The sequence below is a fragment of the Gemmatimonas sp. genome (assembly GCF_041689975.1).
In the GTDB taxonomy this organism is placed as follows: Bacteria; Gemmatimonadota; Gemmatimonadetes; order Gemmatimonadales; family Gemmatimonadaceae; genus Gemmatimonas.
The window spans coordinates 20,139-36,121 of record NZ_JBDNFF010000020.1; the positions used below are offsets into that span (position 1 = coordinate 20,139).

Consider the following 15,983-nt stretch of genomic DNA (forward strand, 5'->3'; position numbering starts at 1 on the left):
CGCAGCAATTTCGCCAAGGGGATCGCACGGGTCGCGCCGAGCGTCTCCCGCACACCAGCGTCGTTATGCCGTTACGCGACTTCCGCCACCAACTCGGCTTCGTCCGGGCTCGGCACCTCCCACTCGTTCGCGCACTTGAGACACTTCCGGAACGCGCCGCGGGTCTTGTTGCTCTTCGCTTCGGCGCCCACGTACCCGCACTCCGGGCACGCTTCGGCCACGGGCTTATCCCAGACCACAAAATCGCAGTTCGGATAATTCTCGCAGCCGTAGAACGCCTTCCCGCGCTTCTTGCTCCGTCGTTCGGCGATTTCACCACCGTCCTTCGGACACTTTACGCCGGTGGGCATGGAGCGCGTACCGCGGCACTTCGGGAACTTGGAGCAGCCCAGGAAGTCGCCGGAGCGACCGTGACGCACCACCATCGCTTCGCCGCACTCCTGACACATGTACTTCGTAAGCTCGGCGGGCTTCTTCTCACCCTTGATCGGGCGCGTGTACTTGCACACCTTCGGGTGATTCTCGCAGGCCACGAACGGCCCGAAGAATCCGCCCTTGGCGACGAGCTTGCCGCCGCAATCGGGACACTTCTCCGTGGCGAGCGCCGACAGATCGTAGGCTTCGCCGATGAGGGCGTCGAGATCGTTGTCGTTGAGGGTGGCCTGGAATGGTGTCCAGAAGTCGGTCAACGCACGCACCCAGTCAAGCTCGCCGTCGGCGATCTTGTCGAGTTCCCCTTCCATCTGCGCCGTGAACTGCACGTTGAAGATGTCGGGGAATTTCTTGACCATGACCTTCTCCACGGTTTCGCCGAGCGGCGTGGGGAAGAAGCGGCGCTGCTCGAGCAACACATAACGTCGTTCGGCCAGCACCGAGATGATCGACGCGTAGGTGGACGGGCGGCCGATACCGAGTCGCTCGAGCTCCTTGACCAGCGAAGCTTCGGAGAAGCGCGGCGGCGGCGCGGTGAAGTGCTGGGTGGGCGTGATCGCCCTGACCGGCACCGTGTCGTTGAGCTCGAGGTACGGCAAGGCCTGCTCGTCTTCGAGCGCCTTGCCGTCACCCTCTTCGCGCGCTTCGCGGTAGAGCGTGAGGAAGCCGTCGAACTTGATGACGGAGCCCGTGGCACGGAACAGGTACGTACGTCCCGTGGTGGGGATATCGAAATCCACTGTCGTGGTGTCGAACACCGCGGGGGCCATTTGCGACGCCATGAAGCGCTTCCAGATCAATTCATAGAGCTTGAACTGATCGGCGGTGAGCTTCTTGGCAAGACGATCGTCGGGACGACGCGTAGGATCGGTGGGGCGCACGCCTTCGTGGGCGTCCTGTGCGTTCGCTTTACCGCTCGGATAGAGCTGCATGCCGGCCGCGAGGTACGACTCCCCGTATTCGGCTTTCAGCCAATCACGCGCCGAACCGGCTGCGGTCTCGGACACGCGGGACGAGTCGGTCCGCATGTACGTGATGAGACCGACCTGGCCCTCTTCCCCACCGACGTCTATGCCCTCGTAGAGGTCCTGCGCGAGACGCATGGTGCGCTTCGAGCCGTAGCCTAATTTCTTGGCCGCTTCCTGCTGCAGCGTGGACGTGGTGAAAGGCGCGGCGGGATTCTTCCGCTTCTCGCGACGCTTGACTTCGGTGACCGTGAACTGCGTGCGGCCCCTGAGATCGACGAGAATTCGGTCGGCTTCAGCTCCGGTGGTGATCTCCGGCTTGTTGCCGTCAATGTGATGCAGCTTCGCCGTGAACGGCTGCGTGCCCTTCTGCAGGTCGGCCGCGATGCTCCAGTACTCGACCGGCGTGAAAGCGCGAATCTCCCGCTCGCGCTCCACGATGATGCGCAAAGCGACGGTCTGCACGCGACCGGCGGACAGCCCCTTCTTCACCGTCTTCCACAGGATCGGACTGGCTTTGTAGCCTACAAGGCGATCGAGCACTCGGCGCGCCTGCTGGGCATCGACTTTCTTGTTGTCGATATCCATCGGGTTCGCCATCGACTCCTGCACCTTGGCCTTCGTGATCTCGTGGAACATCACGCGGCGGATCGGGGCCGTGACGGCGTACCGAGGCGGCTGCGTGAAGAACTGTTCCACATGCCAACCGATCGCCTCACCTTCGCGGTCAGGGTCGGTAGCGATGAAGATCTCGCGGGCGCCCTTTGCGACCCGCTTGAGTTCGGTGAGAATGTCTTCCTTGCCTTCTATCGTGACGTAATCGGGGGCGAAGCCGTGTTCGATGTCGATGCCGAGTTTCTTGGCCGGCAGGTCTCGCACATGACCGACGGTGGCCTTTACCGTGAAGCCTTTGCCGAGGTATTTGCCGATCGTCTTGGCCTTCGCGGGTGACTCGACGATGACGAGCGTGGTGCCGCCGGCAGGCGCGGGTTCATCGTCTTCCGGAGGGGGATCGACGACGCGGGACCGGGCGCGGGCCTTGGTGCTGGTGGCCTTCTTGGCGGCCGCCCTCTTGGCGGCGGTTTTAGCTGCCGACTTGACCGCCGTTTTGGCCACCGTTTTGGTGGCCGGTTTGGCCACCGAGGCGCGCAAAGGCGACGGCTCAGCAACCAGTCGTGTGGCCGTCGCTGCCGATTTTTTCACCGCTTTCTTGGCGGCCTTTTTGGCCACCTTTTTCACGGCCTTCTTGGCGGCAGGCTTTATCACGCTGGTACCCGCCGCGGTCGTGCCCTTCGTAATTGGCATCAGATCAGTGTACCCGGGACCGCTCGACGTCCATCGACCCATCATCGAACCCCACGTCTTCCGCCATTCCACGGATATCGGCGAGGTTGATGCGGCCCTCTATATGGACGAGCGCGCGCTCCACCAGCTGCTCAAAATCGTTGAGATTCACCGCTCCGGAGCCACCCAGCATAACCAGGTAACCCCAGGCTTCGGCGGTGAACCGTCCGCGCTCATGCGGCCCCTGAACACGGAGCGGCGCGTGGCGCGACATCATGGCCCCACCCGACCCTCGGGTTGGTGCAGTATCGCTATAAAGAAGTGAAAGGATCTCACCAATTTGTCGCCGGTCATACCCTTGCGACGAGAGATAGGCTTCGACTTCCACAATATCCGTGTCGGCCGCAAATCTTTCGCGCAAATCATCGACGACAGGCGTCCACCGATCGTTCATAGCCTAACCTATCCGGGGAGTCCCGTCGTGGGCAAGCGCCACCACGGAATCAATAAGTCGTTGTGAATCAACACTTTCCACGTGTACGATGACGTCGGCCTGGGCGTAAAGCCCTGATCGCCGCTCCCACAACGTATGCATGGCCATGGCGGGGTCCGCTTGAGCCAGCAGCGGGCGCACGATCCTGGACCGGGTGAGACGTCGCAGCGCTTCTTTCGGAGAAATCTGTAAATAAATGATACGCCCTGGCGGCCGAAGGAGTACCATGGCGCCTGGAATCGTCACCCAACCGCCGCCTGGTGCGAGTACCATGGGCGGCGCCGCGGCCAGTTCCTGGGTCAGCGACAATTCCATGGCGCGGAACGCCACTTCCCCCTTTTCTGCGAAGATTCGCGCCACCGAAATCCCTTCGCGCTTCTCGATTTCGGTGTCGAAGTCGAGAAACGGCCGAGACAGACGCTTCGCCACCGCACGACCCACGGTGGACTTGCCGGAACCCGGCAGCCCCACGAGCACGAGGTGCCCGTCGATCTGAAGGCCGGTTGGCCGGGTCACCCCACCCGCTCGTCCAACCGGGAGAGATAGGCGCTGAGGTTGCGACGCAGCTCACCCATTGAATCGCCGCCAAACTTCTCGAGCAGCGCATCGGCCAAGACAAATGCGGCCATCGCTTCGGCGATCACGCCCATGGCGGGTACTGCAGTCACATCGCTGCGTTCCGCTACAGCCGATGCCGCTTCGCCGGTGGCGACGTCAACCGTGCCGAGTGGGCGCATGAGCGTGGAGATCGGCTTCATGGCGACCCGGATCACCAGGTCTTCGCCGGTGGTCATGCCACCTTCTGTGCCGCCGGCGCGGTTCGTCTTGCGCCGCACATGGCCCATGCGCGTGTTCCCCGGAGCGGCCTCGATTTCATCGTGTACGTCGGCGCCGGTGCGGCGGGCAGTTTCGAAACCGAGACCGATTTCCACGCCTTTCACGGCCGGGATGGAGAGCATCGCCTGCCCCAGCCGGCCGTCGAGACGTCGGTCCCAGGACACATGCGAGCCCAACCCCACCGGCAGTCCGGTCACCACCACTTCGCAGATACCACCCAACGTGTTGCCGTCCTTCTTGGCGGCGTCGATGCGGGTGATCATTTCGGCTTCGGCGACGGGATCGAGCGTGCGCAGCGGCGACGCGTCGGACGCGGCGTTGATATCACCGGGCATCACCACAGGACGGGCCGCATCGACCCCGCCAAGGTGCACCAGGTGCGATCCGACAGAGATGCCCACTTCCCGCAGCAACACGCGGCAGACGGCCCCTGAGGCCACGCGCGCGGTCGTCTCGCGCGCGGAGGCCCGTTCGAGGATGTCCCGGGCGTCGCGGCGGTCGTACTTGAGCAGTCCGGTGAGATCGGCGTGTCCCGGACGCACGCGGGTCACATGTCGCTTTCGCGGACCCTCCGCGTCACCGTCCCGCGGGGCCGGGTCCATGATTTCGAGCCAGTTCTTCCAGTCGCTGTTGCGAATCAGCATCGCGATCGGCGACCCCAGTGTCTCGCCGGCCCGGACGCCCGACAGGAACTCGATACGATCGGTTTCGATCTGCATGCGGCGCCCGCGTCCGTAGCCCTGTTGCCGGCGCGCAAGGTCGGTGTCGACGTCGGCCGCCAGCAACGGAACGCCGGCTGGCATGCCTTCCAAAATCGAGACGAGCGCCGGGCCATGTGATTCGCCGGCGGTGGTGAAGCGGAGCATGAGTGTGCGGAGCAGACGACAGGTGGGCTACGGTGGTTCCGGAGCCCGTCTCACAACGTACGAGGCGACACGGCGCGATGGGAGCACGTCGTCACACGAACGTGCCGTACGATCGTGCCGCGGGAACGTGCCTCGGGAACGTACCCCAGGCGCAACACTGTCCAGAATATGATGACGATCCCCCTGACCCGTGCTTCCGGGGCCGGTGTCGCGCGACGACGCGTCCGCCAGACCCGCAATACATGCAAAGGGTGTCGTTGTTTAGTAGCGTCCCAACGTTTTGGGATTAGGACGGTGTATGTGGTTGATTTGCTTGGGGAACGGCGTCGTTTTGTCTGGTCTCGACGTGAACGACGAGGCGCTGGATGTCGGTCTTTTGCGCGGAGGCGCGCGGGACCGTCCTGCACCGAAGCACCGCCACAACAGGAGTGGTGACTCGCCGCGCCCCCGTCCGTCGGCCCGATGCCCATTTCCATCTTTGTGCTGTGCTTCGCGTCGCTTCGCGTGCTCCGCGAGCTTCGCGCGAACCAGCTGGCTCTCCGATCGCTCCGCGGCAGCCGCCAGCACCGCAGTTCGCGCGAAGTCCGCGAAGATCGCGAAGATCGCGAGGGCACGCGAAGAATAGCAACACTATCAGTGGGGTGCCCACGAGTTCATGGGTGGAGTGGTGCTTCCCGCGGATCACGCCGCACCGGCGCATCAGGCAGTGCCTGGGGACCAGCGAGCACGCGTGAAGACGCACATCTGGATCGCGAAGCAAGGTCTCCAGCTTGACCGGCATAGCCTGTACGAAATGCTACAGATCCTGAGTGTGGCCCTGTTCGAGCAAGTCCCTCCCCAACAACTACGTACGCCACCACCCAGTTATTCAGACGCTGATCTCGAGCCCCACTCCTTCTCCTCTAGAGAACGTTGGGACACTACTGGTCGTTGCGGTCCATCCCCGAAGATTCGTGCCAATCCGCCGTTCAGCGGTTCGTCAGCGGTCGCCGAGGACGGCATCAGTGCGGATCAACGCGAACAACCACATGTTGTCGGCGCTGCGTATTCAAGAACACTCCCGCCAATCGGCGGTGAAGCGCACGATGGCCCCGCTCACGTGATCGCCGCCTCGACCAAGACCTTGCGGGCCGGTGTCGGACGACGACGTGGATGGTGGTTCCGCCGCGCGTGAGTGGCGGCGGCGATCAGCATAACCGGACAATATTGGCCGCCGGCGCATGCCACGTAAACGCAGCACGACCCCGGAGCGAGTGCCCCCGGGGTCGTGCTGCCTTCCCTGCTCACTCGACAGCGCGCCGAGAACCTATTGGCAGCTGGTGGTGAAGTTGTCCGGCAACGCCACCACGGTCACGCCGCGGATCGTGGCGCCGACCAGCACCAGCTGGCCGTTCGGACGCGTCGTGGCGCGCACCGGACCGATGATCGGGTCGCGGATCGGGATCGACGCAATCTTTCGGTAGCAGTACGTGTCGAACACATCGATGACCGGCTCGCTGGAGGCGATGAACGCCAGGCGAGTGCGCAGCGTCGAGTTGACCCCCGTGTTCAGCGGATGGAAGTCGAGTCCGCCACCACTCGGCCGTGACTGCAGGATGCCCTGCAGGCGCAGCGTGCGATCGAACAGGTACGTGGAGTCGCCCTTCACGGCATTCAGCTCGCCGTCGAAGTTGATGCCGACGCCCTGAACACGAGAAAAGGTATTGGCCACGAAGTCGGTCACATCGAGCGGTCGGGAGATACCGCGGTCGATCACGGGGATGGGTGGCGTCGAGTCCATGCCCATCGTCGCGTCATACGCCATGGCCCGGCTGCCGAGCACCGATCCGCCCTCACCGAAGACCGCGCGGCGGAAGTTGCCCGAGCTGCGAACGAAAGTGGTGTCGCGGAAGGCCAGCTTGTCGAGACGGATCACGATGGAGTAGGAGAAGAATCCCCCGTTGCCGTTCGGGACGTTCTGCTTGTACGGAACCAGTATCGAGTCCCTTCCGAAGCCTGCGGCGGCGAATCGCTCCACTTCAAGCGTGTCCGAGCGACCCACCGACTGGCCGATCGCCTGCTCGAAGAAGAAGTGCGACGTGCGCTGGGTGAGATTCTCCCAGCGGATCGTCCCCTGGTTCGGGAACGGCACCGACTGGCCCGGCGTGGGCGTGGTGGAGTACACTGCGATCACGTCACGACACGGCGCGCCCGGCGTATTGGCACCGTTGCAGGTGGTGGCGAGATACTGCGGCCGATCGCTGAAGTCGTACAGCGTGCGCTGCGTGATCGGCGCATCGGTGGCCTCAGCACGCACCGTTGTGATGCTGTAGGCCACGATATTGGGCAGCGCATAGCGGAACACTTCGCGGCCCGTCGTGCCCGTTCGCAGATCGACGTAGCTGATGTTCGTTCCGCCGGAGTTCGCCACGAGCAGCGTATCACCCATGACACCGTCACGGTTGCGCGGCCACGGCGCGATACCCCACGGACGTGAGCCGACGGCGATCGGCGCGCGGAACGTCGAGTCGGGCAAGTTGTAGACCTCGAGCCAGTTGCGCTCGATGTTCGACAGATAGATCCGGTCGGTACGTGGAAAGTAGAAGGCATCGGCTACCTGTCCGCCGCTGGGCAGAGGACTGGTGTAGCCGGCCACGACGGTCACCGTATCGAGGCGCAGAGTACCCGACGCGAAGCGGGCCACGTCGCGACGACCGTTCGCGTTACGCGCGAAGCCAGTCACGGTGACGAGCGTCGGGAACACTGTGACCGGTACACGTGAGCGGAACGTGCGCACCAGCGTCGAGAAGCCTCCGGTCGAGGTCACGGAGTCGGTCAGGATGAGCTGCCCGGCAAGACTGCGGACTTCGTACCCGAGCACCGAGATACCGACTGGATCAGTGGCTTCCACGAACACGGTATCGGACACTTCGAGACGCGAGGCCACGCCCGTACGAACGACCGGCACGGTGGTTACACTGTCTCTGCTCTGGATCGCGTACTGCACGGCGGTCCCCAGCACGCGCTGGCTGAGCGAATCCGTCACGAACGGCGTGACGGTGATGATCTTCCCCTTCACGGTATCCGGCACGACGAGCGTGTCGAGCACCGCCACGGAGTCTCTGAGCGGATTGCCGAAGGACGCGGAGTCCTTCACGTTGTACGCGCCGGTGATTTCGTAGCCCAGCGTGCGCACCTTGTAGCGCGCCTTCCCGGAGAACGAAATCACGAGCGACTTGCCGCTCACGACCGGCGATCCGGTGACCGGACTCGTCACGATTGCTTGCGGCGGCGCGAGATTGCCGACCGTGAGTGCGACGCGCGCCGTGTCCGACTGATTACCGGCACCGTCCGTGGCGATGGCCCGCGCGTTTACGGTCGCGCCCAGTGGCGCGTTGGTCGGCACCTTGATATTCACGTTCACCGTGAGTGACGTCACGGCGGTCGTCATGACGGTGTCGTACGTGGCGTTGATGCCACCGGCCAGCAGCACGCGAACGCGCTTGAGTCCGATGTTGTCCGTGGCGTTCACGGTCATGGACAGCAGCGTGTCCGCGACCGTGTTCCCTTTCGTCACCTGAACACGCGGTACGATCGTGTCCCGGAAAGGCGGATCGAAAACTTCGTCACCGCTGCACGCGCCGAGGGCGGTGAGTGCGACCAGCGCCACGAGAGCAGCCGGGCGGGCGGTGCGAGGTGTGGGCCGCAGCGAACGGCGACCAGCAATGTATGCAGACATGAGTATGTGAGTCCTCGTTGCGTCAGCGGCTCGGCGGGATCGGGCCATCATCCAGGATGTGCGGGGTCACCAGGATGAGGAGATCGCGCTTGGATTCGTTCTTGGAGTTCTGCGAGAACAAACGACCGACGAACGGGAGATTCATGAGAATCGGTATGCCGCTGCGGAAGCGGTTGGTCTCGGTAACGGTCAGGCCGCCGATCACGGCTGCTTCGCCATCTGCCACCAGCACCTGTGACTCCGCACGCTGGCGGTTGAAGATCACGCCCACGTCGGTGGACGCGATCTCCGCGCTCGAGTTCTCCGCCTTGATCTGGAGTAGTACCATCCGATTGTTGGTGATCTGCGGCGTCACGGAGAGCTTGATACCCGCCTCTTCCTTGGACACCATGGCGCGGGGAAAGAAGGCCGCCGCATTCGGCTGCTGCCCGCCGCCGCCGCCGCCGCCGCCGCCGCCGCCGCCACCACCACCCTGTGCTCCACCGCCGGCGCTCGCATCGAGGACGCGGATCGGGATCTCCTGACCCACGAAGATCTCGGCGCTACGGTTGTTCAGAATCGTGATGCTCGGCTCGGACTGCACATCGGCCAGCGACGACGTCTGCAGCGCGTTCAGGAACGCGGTGAGCTGGTAGCGACCGAGCGCCGTGCTGTAGATCAGGTTAAGCGCATTCGGCTTGATGGCGTTGTTGGCGTTGGCAATACCGGCGAGCGCCTTACCACCGAGGGCGATACGGGCGGGGCCTTCGAAGGCCGTGCCACCGCCCGTGGCGTCCGGCACACCATCACCATCGGTGTCGACGGCGCGCAGGGTGTTCGGATCGATACGTGGCACCAGCTGCTGAAAGAACTGCTTGTTGCCGGTGCCGAGGTCGTACGCAAGTCCGATGTCCTGGATGCCGGTGCGATTCACGAAGATGATCTTCGCCTTGATCGCGACCTGGGGCGTGCGGATATCGAGCTGCTGAATGCGGGCCACGATTTCCGGCAGACGCGACGGCACTTCGGTGATGATCAGTTTGTTGGTCGCGCTGTCGGCGGCCACCGAACCGCGGACCACGCAGCCCTGTCCGGCGGTCTGATCCTGCTGCCCACCGCCGGCACCGCCGCCACCTTGACCCATCGGCATGCCCATGTCACGGCCGGTGGCCATGGTGGTGAGTCCGGTGCAGTCACGGGCCAGTAGCTGTTGTACGGTGCCGCGCAGCACGGTCGCCTTCGAGTAGTTGATGTCGACGATCTGCGTCACGAGCGGCTCGAGCGCCTGATTCGTGGCGAGGTTGCGATAGCTGTCGACGGTGATGATACCGCTGGCATCTTCGGTGGCCGCGAGCCCCTGCGCCTGCAGGATGGCCTGGAGGGCGACATCCCACGGCTTGTCGGCGATGTCGGCGGTCACGTCACCCGAGACATCCTTACCGACGATGATCGTGCGTCCCGAAAACGTGGCGAAGGCCGCAATCACGTCACGGATGTTCGTCCCATCGTAGCTGACCGTAATGCGCGGTTTCTGCTGCTGCCGGCGCGCGGCCGCCATGGACGAAGTCGTGGCCGGCGTACGGGCGGTGAGCGGATCGCTGGAGTGGTCGTCGACGACGACGGGTGCCGGCGCCGCCTTCACGACCGGCGTTTCAACCTGCCGCAGTTCAACGGGGTTGGCCTCGACCGACTTCGCTTCGACCGGCTTCGCCTCAACCGGCTTCGCGCTTATCGGCGCGGACACCATTGCGATCGGCATCTGCTGGTCGAGACGCCCGGCGGCGACGTGCGACGACAGCTCCCCAGCGCTGGGGTTCGATCCCCACCGAGCGAACGCGACCGCCGGAGCGCTCAGTGCGACACGGACCTGACCGCCCTCGCGAACAACAGTATAGCTGTGCGTGCCGTCGAGATCGATCACGAGGCGAACCGTGTCTGCGCGGTACTGCGACACACGCAGATTACGCACGGGGCCGCGAGCCTTGCCGTCGTAGTTCGAGCGCATCGCCAGATTGGCGCCGCCGAGATCGACCACGATGCGTGAGGGCTTGTCGAGCGTGAAGTGCTTGAGTGTGACGCTCGAGTCGAGCGAGAGCACGATGTCGGCGCCCGCCGTGGCAGGCGCGACGGCGATGCCCAGCACGCGACCACGCGTCGGCACTTCGGAAAAGGAGGTGATGGCCACATGGGCCGAAGGGGCAGCGTAGTCCGCCGGGGCGTTTACCTGCGCCAGCGCGAGAGCGCCAGGCGCCAGGAGCGCGGAGATCACTGCAACGGTCGTCGGTCCCATCATGGCTTCCTCACTTTCGTCGTATCGCTGCTGAGTGGCAGCGTTTCCTGCCGGTTGAATCCGAATTCTTCGATGGTGAACTGCACCGCCTTCTGACGGATGGCGGCCACTCGTAGCCGTCCAAGCTGCTGTCCGACACGTATGCGGTACTGCTGCTTCGAATACGTATCGCGCAGAATGGCGACGGAGTTGCTGCCGGCGCCGACCGGGTCGAAGGCGACGGCCGTGAGGCGCAGGTCGCTGAGCAACGGGCGCACATCGCTGCTGCTCATGAGCGACTTGTACGGATCACGCCGTCCGCCGCCGTTGTAAGCGAACGTTTCGCGCTGCAGCGTGATTTCAGTAGGTATGCCTGCGGACTTCCTGGGGGCAGCGCTCGGACCGACCGTACCGGCGGACTCTCCGGAAACAGTGCGCGCCGGTGTGGGGCGAACCGGCTGCTGTGCGCCGACGCTCAAGGCCGTAGCGCTCAGCGCGAGCGCGGCGACGACAATGGTGAGGCGTCTCATGACGAATGCTCCTTGGCGGCGGGCTTGGCCGGCGTCGTCTTCTCGACGTAGGTCTGTAGCGTGATCGTGGAAGCCAGCGCGTCCTTCTCCGACGTCTTGATGACGTTACGCGGCGCGTTGGGTCCCGAGCCGGCGACAATCGAGAAGTTCACGGGCGCTACGATGCGGGCGAGTGAACCGACGTTGGCGAGGAACTCGCCAAACTGATGGTAGCCACCGATAATGGTGACGGTATAGCGATACGTGTCGAAGCGTTCGCCGAGAATGACCGGTTCGGGCTGCACGCCGCCGACGTCCAGTCCGGCGCGACGGGCCGCCGTGCTGACTTCTTCGAGCAACGCCGGCACTTCGTTACCGGTGGGTACGAGTCGCCGCATGACCAGCAGGGTGGAGCGATTCTCCGCCGCCTGGATACGCAGGTTCTCGATGCTGCCCGACGCGAATTCTCGTGCGGCGCGCTGATTGGCGTCTTCGAGTTCCGCCACGCGCGTGAGGTCGGACGCGAGTTGCTCTTCGCGGGCGGCATAGGGGTAGACGTAGTACGCTGCGGCGAGGGCGAGAGCCGCGAAGCCGATCAGGAGCTTGACCTGATCACGCTGGGTCTGAGGGAGCAGTGCCATTGTAGTCTCTGGTCAGCGCACGGGAACGACGAGGGGCGAGGTTCGCACCACGCCCGGAGGCGGCACTTCGTACTCCGCCGACAACTCGAACTGCGTTACGTCCTTGCTTTCGACAATGACGATTTCCGACTTGGTCAGCGCGACATGCTGGATGAAGGGAGAGCTCTCCATTTGCCGCATGAACATCGTGAGCGCCTGGATGTCGACCGTCTGTCCGACAACACGGAACGTGAGCGGTGGATGGACATCGATGATGTCATGTACCACGGCCGCTTGCTTGGCCTTCGCAGCAGCCGTGACCGGCGCCGACGTAGTCACTCCAGCCAGGGTATCCGCACCAGGGGGCAGCGGCGCCTTGCTCGTCTGCTCGAGCGTCGTCAGCCACGTGTACGCGGGTAGCGCGCGGCTGAGCTCGTCGAGGATGTGCGCCCAGTTGTAGCGATTCTCGTCGATCGTGCGAATGATCTGCAACTGACGCTGTACCGAGTCACGCTCGGCGATCAGTTTGCGACGCGCGTCGAGCACCTTCGCATAGCGTGTCGAATCACGCACGGCACGATCGACTTTGTCGGTGACTTCGCCGGCGCGCGCGTTCTGCGCCGAGAAGAGGAGACCCACGGCGGCGCAGGCGACGATGACGGAGCCAGCCGCACCGACGAGCCATGGGTCGCGCACCGACGCGCCGATGGCGCCGATCGAGCCGGCCAGGCTGCCGGCCCCACGCGACGTTTTCTTCGATCCGGGGAGGAGATTGATCTGTAGCATCATGGTCGGATTCCTCAGGCCGCAGCGCGCAGCGCGAGTCCCACCGGCAACATCAGCAGCGGTGCGACTTCATCGGTGGACAGGAATTCCAGCGCGCCTTCTCGCACGGTGATCCGGGCGAGTGCGTTGGCCGACTGAACCGGAATGCGCAGACGATCGGAGAGCCACGCCAGCAAGCCCGGCACGCGCGATCCGCCGCCGCAGGCATACACGGCGCGGATCTGACCGAAGTTGCGCGACGACGAGGCGAGGAACGTGGCGGCGCGCTCGAGACCGACCGCGAGTTCTTCACCGCGCAGGGCGATGGTGCCGTCGAGCAGCGCCGAGCGATCGAAGCTGCGCAGCATATTCTCGACCTCGTCTCCGCTGAGGCCATGTTCACGCTGCACATCTTCGCGGAAACGGCGCGTCCCGACGCCAAGATCGCGCGTCAGGATGGGCACGCCCTCGTCGAGGATGTTGAGGTTCGTCTGCTCGTTGCCGATGTTGAGCAGGGCCACCGTACCCTGCATCGCATCCGGATGATTCGCCTCGAACGCATTGTGCAGCGCGAAGGCATCGACATCGATCACCGAGGGCGGGGACCCCGCGTCCTCGAGGAGGTGCCGCTTCGCTTCCACCAGTTCCCGCTTGGCTGCGACGAGCAGGACGCTCATGTCGAGACCGTCTCCGTCCGGATCGAGAACCTGGAAATCGAGTTCGACGGAGTCCATGTCGAACGGCACGTGCTGCTCGGCTTCCCACCGCATCAGCTCGCGTGCCTGTGCTTCCTTCACGCGCTCGATCGAGATCTTCTTGACGATCACGTCGCGTCCGCCCACGGCTGCCACGATGCTCTTCGTCTTTACGCCGGTCGCTTCGAGCGTCTGGCGAATCGCATCGGCAACGATGCCATGATCCATCACTTCGCCTTCGACAATTGCGGTGTCGTTGAGCGGCGTGATGACGACCTTGACCAGCTCCGGCGTGGGCCCGCTATGGTCGATGACCACCGCTTTCACGAGACCAGAACCGACATCGAGTCCGATGGTGATTTTCTTGCGGCCGAAGAGCGCCATGGCTGTTGGGGTTGTCCTGGTGGTTTGCACGCTGCCGTTCGGCACTGAGCGCACCGAGAGGACAGATTGACCTGCCTACACCCGGAACGTCTCCCTGCAAACGACCGTCCCCTCACGAGGTAACGCTCCCTGCAGGGGTGACAGGTGGTACGACTGCCCAGACCGTGACAGTGACGGCCAGTTTTCACGCGATCCGCCATCGGGCGTTCTGACCGCGTGGCGGTCAGAGCAACGGGGAATACCAGAGAGAAAACGGCTGCGCACGGGGTAGCGCGACGGTGGCCATCGCCATCTGCACCGCGCACCGATCGTAACGTACGCGAGTATCATCACCGAGCTCCACGACGGAGTTTCCGAGTGAAGCGACGACGAGCGCGCCACGAATGCGTAGCGCCGCGCCGCGGGCGTCGAGTCGTCCGCGCACCACCAGCACGCCATCGACTTCGAGGCTACCGGTGACCACGAGATCGCCGTTCACGGCGAGCAGGCCACGCCATCGCGCGGGCGCGAGCAAGGAAACGATCGGTCCGTCAAGTAACAGAGCGTGCCACCCTGGTAACGGTGCGAGCCGCTGCGGCCTCGCATTCGACGCGCGAACGGCACTCCGCGTAGTCAACGCACTCCACGCCTGGTTGAACGCAACGCGTACAGTTGCACTATCGGCGAGCCGCACCGACGCCGGCTGACCGACCCACGAGCCCACTGGTGCATCGATGAGCGCGGTCGCCGCGACGGGTACGCGCGAGAGGGTATCCCGTAGCGCACCACAGGCATCGGCGGCGTCGGCGAGATCACGTCCGTCGATCGTGGTGGGATTCTGCGCGTGCACGGCCACGATGGCAGTGAGGGCTCCGACGATCGGCAGCGCCGGAGGCTCGAGTGCGACGGCGCGTGTGACGTGTCGGTGCACGACACCCGGTGTGCCCATTGGATCGAGCGCGACATCAGCGGTCAGCCATGCCACCAGCGGCTGCGTGCGCGTGATCCGCACGCGCACGCTGTCCCCTACCGCCGTCGTGACGCGCGTAGAGAGTGTGGTGCCGGGCGCGATCGCCGCCAATGACTCAGCGGGCCAGGAGTCGAGTTGGAGCGCCAGGCCTTCGTCGCCCGCGAACTGGGCGCGTACGCCGTTGGCGGCGAGTCGAGTCGCACGATAGCTGCGCCACATCGTGTTGATGGCAGCCAGGGCAAGCACCGCGACGAGTGCCGTCGTCACCACCACGAAAGGTAGGACGAACCCGGCGCGACGCGGCACGCGACGGGCGCGCTCAGCGACGGCGCTGCGCACTTTCGGCCCTCAGGACGACATCGAAGGCGGCGGTATCACGGCGCGCTGCCGACCGACCGTCTGGCGCGCGATCGGCGCGCAGCTCGAGGCGCAGCGCGGCGGCATCCGTCGTGGCGCGCGTGACGGCGCCCGCGCCGTCCAGCAGACGCATCAATAAGCCGCCTTGTGCGGCCGCCAGCAATGGACCGGCAACGGGCTGCACGACGTCCCACGCGCCGCCGACCCGCGTACGCTTACCCAGATGCCATAACGCTCCGCTGCGATACAACGACAGGCGCGTGCGACGACGGATGGCGACCGCCGCGCCGACTATGATCGGCGACGGACTCGCATCGGCGAGCGTGAGTCGCACCGTGCGCCGATCAGCCCAGCCGGCCATCCATGGCGAGGCGGCGCACGCCGATCCCCAACTGATGGCGCGCACCGTGGTGCGGAGTTCGACCAGCGACGCGAGCGTGTCGGGGTTCATGCGCCACAGCGACAGCGCGTCGCCGACCTGCACGCTGCTCGCCCAAGACGCGCCACGAGGATCGGCGGGATCCGCCGACGCTACCTCCACGCTATTGGCCGCACCGACCGCGCCGAGGGTTGTGGCGCAGACCACACCCACGCCAAGCAGTGCGTCGAATTCCACCGCGGTGTCGGTCACCACGTGGATATCCCTTGCGCGCAGCGGACGCAGCTCCGCTTCGAAGGCGGCCTGGGCATGTCGCAATTCGCGCGTACCGCCCTGCGAGGACGCCGCCCGTCGCGCAAGTCGCCAGCCACCGATCAGGGTGGCCGCCGCGGCGACGGCCAGGAGTGCGGCGATCGGGAGCGCGATCAGCAGCTCCACGAGCGTTCCTCCGCGACGCCGGAACTCGCGTCGCCGGGACTCGT

Annotated in this window: 12 protein-coding genes; all 12 read right to left on the reverse strand. The window is 64.9% G+C overall.

What is annotated here, in order from left to right; all coding sequences use genetic code 11:
• Positions 1-71 precede the first annotated feature (71 nt).
• Complete coding sequence (gene topA, locus ACESNG_RS01340) at positions 72-2,702, reverse strand: type I DNA topoisomerase (RefSeq protein ID WP_373063066.1); 2,631 nt, start codon at positions 2,700-2,702, stop codon at positions 72-74.
• A 4-nt stretch (positions 2,703-2,706) separates the two neighbouring features.
• Positions 2,707-3,135, reverse strand: a complete 429-nt coding sequence (locus tag ACESNG_RS01345; protein ID WP_373063064.1) for a DUF494 family protein — start codon at positions 3,133-3,135, stop codon at positions 2,707-2,709.
• Positions 3,136-3,138: 3 nt separating this feature from the next.
• Positions 3,139-3,690 carry a shikimate kinase gene (locus ACESNG_RS01350; protein WP_373063062.1) on the reverse strand — a complete coding sequence of 184 codons (552 nt, stop codon included), beginning with the start codon at positions 3,688-3,690 and terminating at the stop codon, positions 3,139-3,141.
• Positions 3,687-4,877: a chorismate synthase gene (aroC, locus tag ACESNG_RS01355; RefSeq protein ID WP_373063060.1), complete on the reverse strand. Its 1,191-nt coding sequence runs from the start codon at positions 4,875-4,877 to the stop codon at positions 3,687-3,689. Before aroC ends, ACESNG_RS01350 begins: the two co-directional genes overlap by 4 nt.
• A 1,306-nt stretch (positions 4,878-6,183) precedes the next feature.
• Positions 6,184-8,595 (reverse strand): YncE family protein, encoded by a 2,412-nt coding sequence (locus tag ACESNG_RS01360; protein ID WP_373067410.1) that lies wholly within the window; start codon positions 8,593-8,595, stop codon positions 6,184-6,186.
• Positions 8,596-8,617: 22 nt separating this feature from the next.
• Positions 8,618-10,867 carry an AMIN domain-containing protein gene (locus ACESNG_RS01365; RefSeq protein ID WP_373060650.1) on the reverse strand — a complete coding sequence of 750 codons (2,250 nt, stop codon included), beginning with the start codon at positions 10,865-10,867 and terminating at the stop codon, positions 8,618-8,620.
• The gene (locus ACESNG_RS01370; protein WP_373060651.1) at positions 10,864-11,373 is read right to left on the reverse strand and encodes a hypothetical protein; all 510 of its coding nucleotides are present in this window, start codon (positions 11,371-11,373) and stop codon (positions 10,864-10,866) included. The genes ACESNG_RS01365 and ACESNG_RS01370 overlap by 4 nt, the downstream gene beginning before the upstream one ends.
• Entirely contained in the window at positions 11,370-11,993 is a 624-nt protein-coding gene (locus tag ACESNG_RS01375) for a type 4a pilus biogenesis protein PilO (protein WP_373060652.1), read from the reverse strand. The genes ACESNG_RS01370 and ACESNG_RS01375 overlap by 4 nt, the downstream gene beginning before the upstream one ends.
• 12 nt (positions 11,994-12,005) lie before the next feature.
• A complete protein-coding gene (locus ACESNG_RS01380; RefSeq protein ID WP_373067412.1) occupies positions 12,006-12,761 on the reverse strand; it encodes a PilN domain-containing protein in 756 nt (251 codons plus the stop codon).
• Between the two features lie 11 nt (positions 12,762-12,772).
• Positions 12,773-13,816: a type IV pilus assembly protein PilM gene (pilM, locus tag ACESNG_RS01385; protein ID WP_373067414.1), complete on the reverse strand. Its 1,044-nt coding sequence runs from the start codon at positions 13,814-13,816 to the stop codon at positions 12,773-12,775.
• 223 nt (positions 13,817-14,039) lie between these two features.
• The gene (locus ACESNG_RS01390; RefSeq protein ID WP_373060655.1) at positions 14,040-15,104 is read right to left on the reverse strand and encodes a hypothetical protein; all 1,065 of its coding nucleotides are present in this window, start codon (positions 15,102-15,104) and stop codon (positions 14,040-14,042) included.
• Complete coding sequence (locus ACESNG_RS01395; protein WP_373060656.1) at positions 15,085-15,939, reverse strand: hypothetical protein; 855 nt, start codon at positions 15,937-15,939, stop codon at positions 15,085-15,087. Before ACESNG_RS01395 ends, ACESNG_RS01390 begins: the two co-directional genes overlap by 20 nt.
• Positions 15,940-15,983 lie beyond the last annotated feature (44 nt).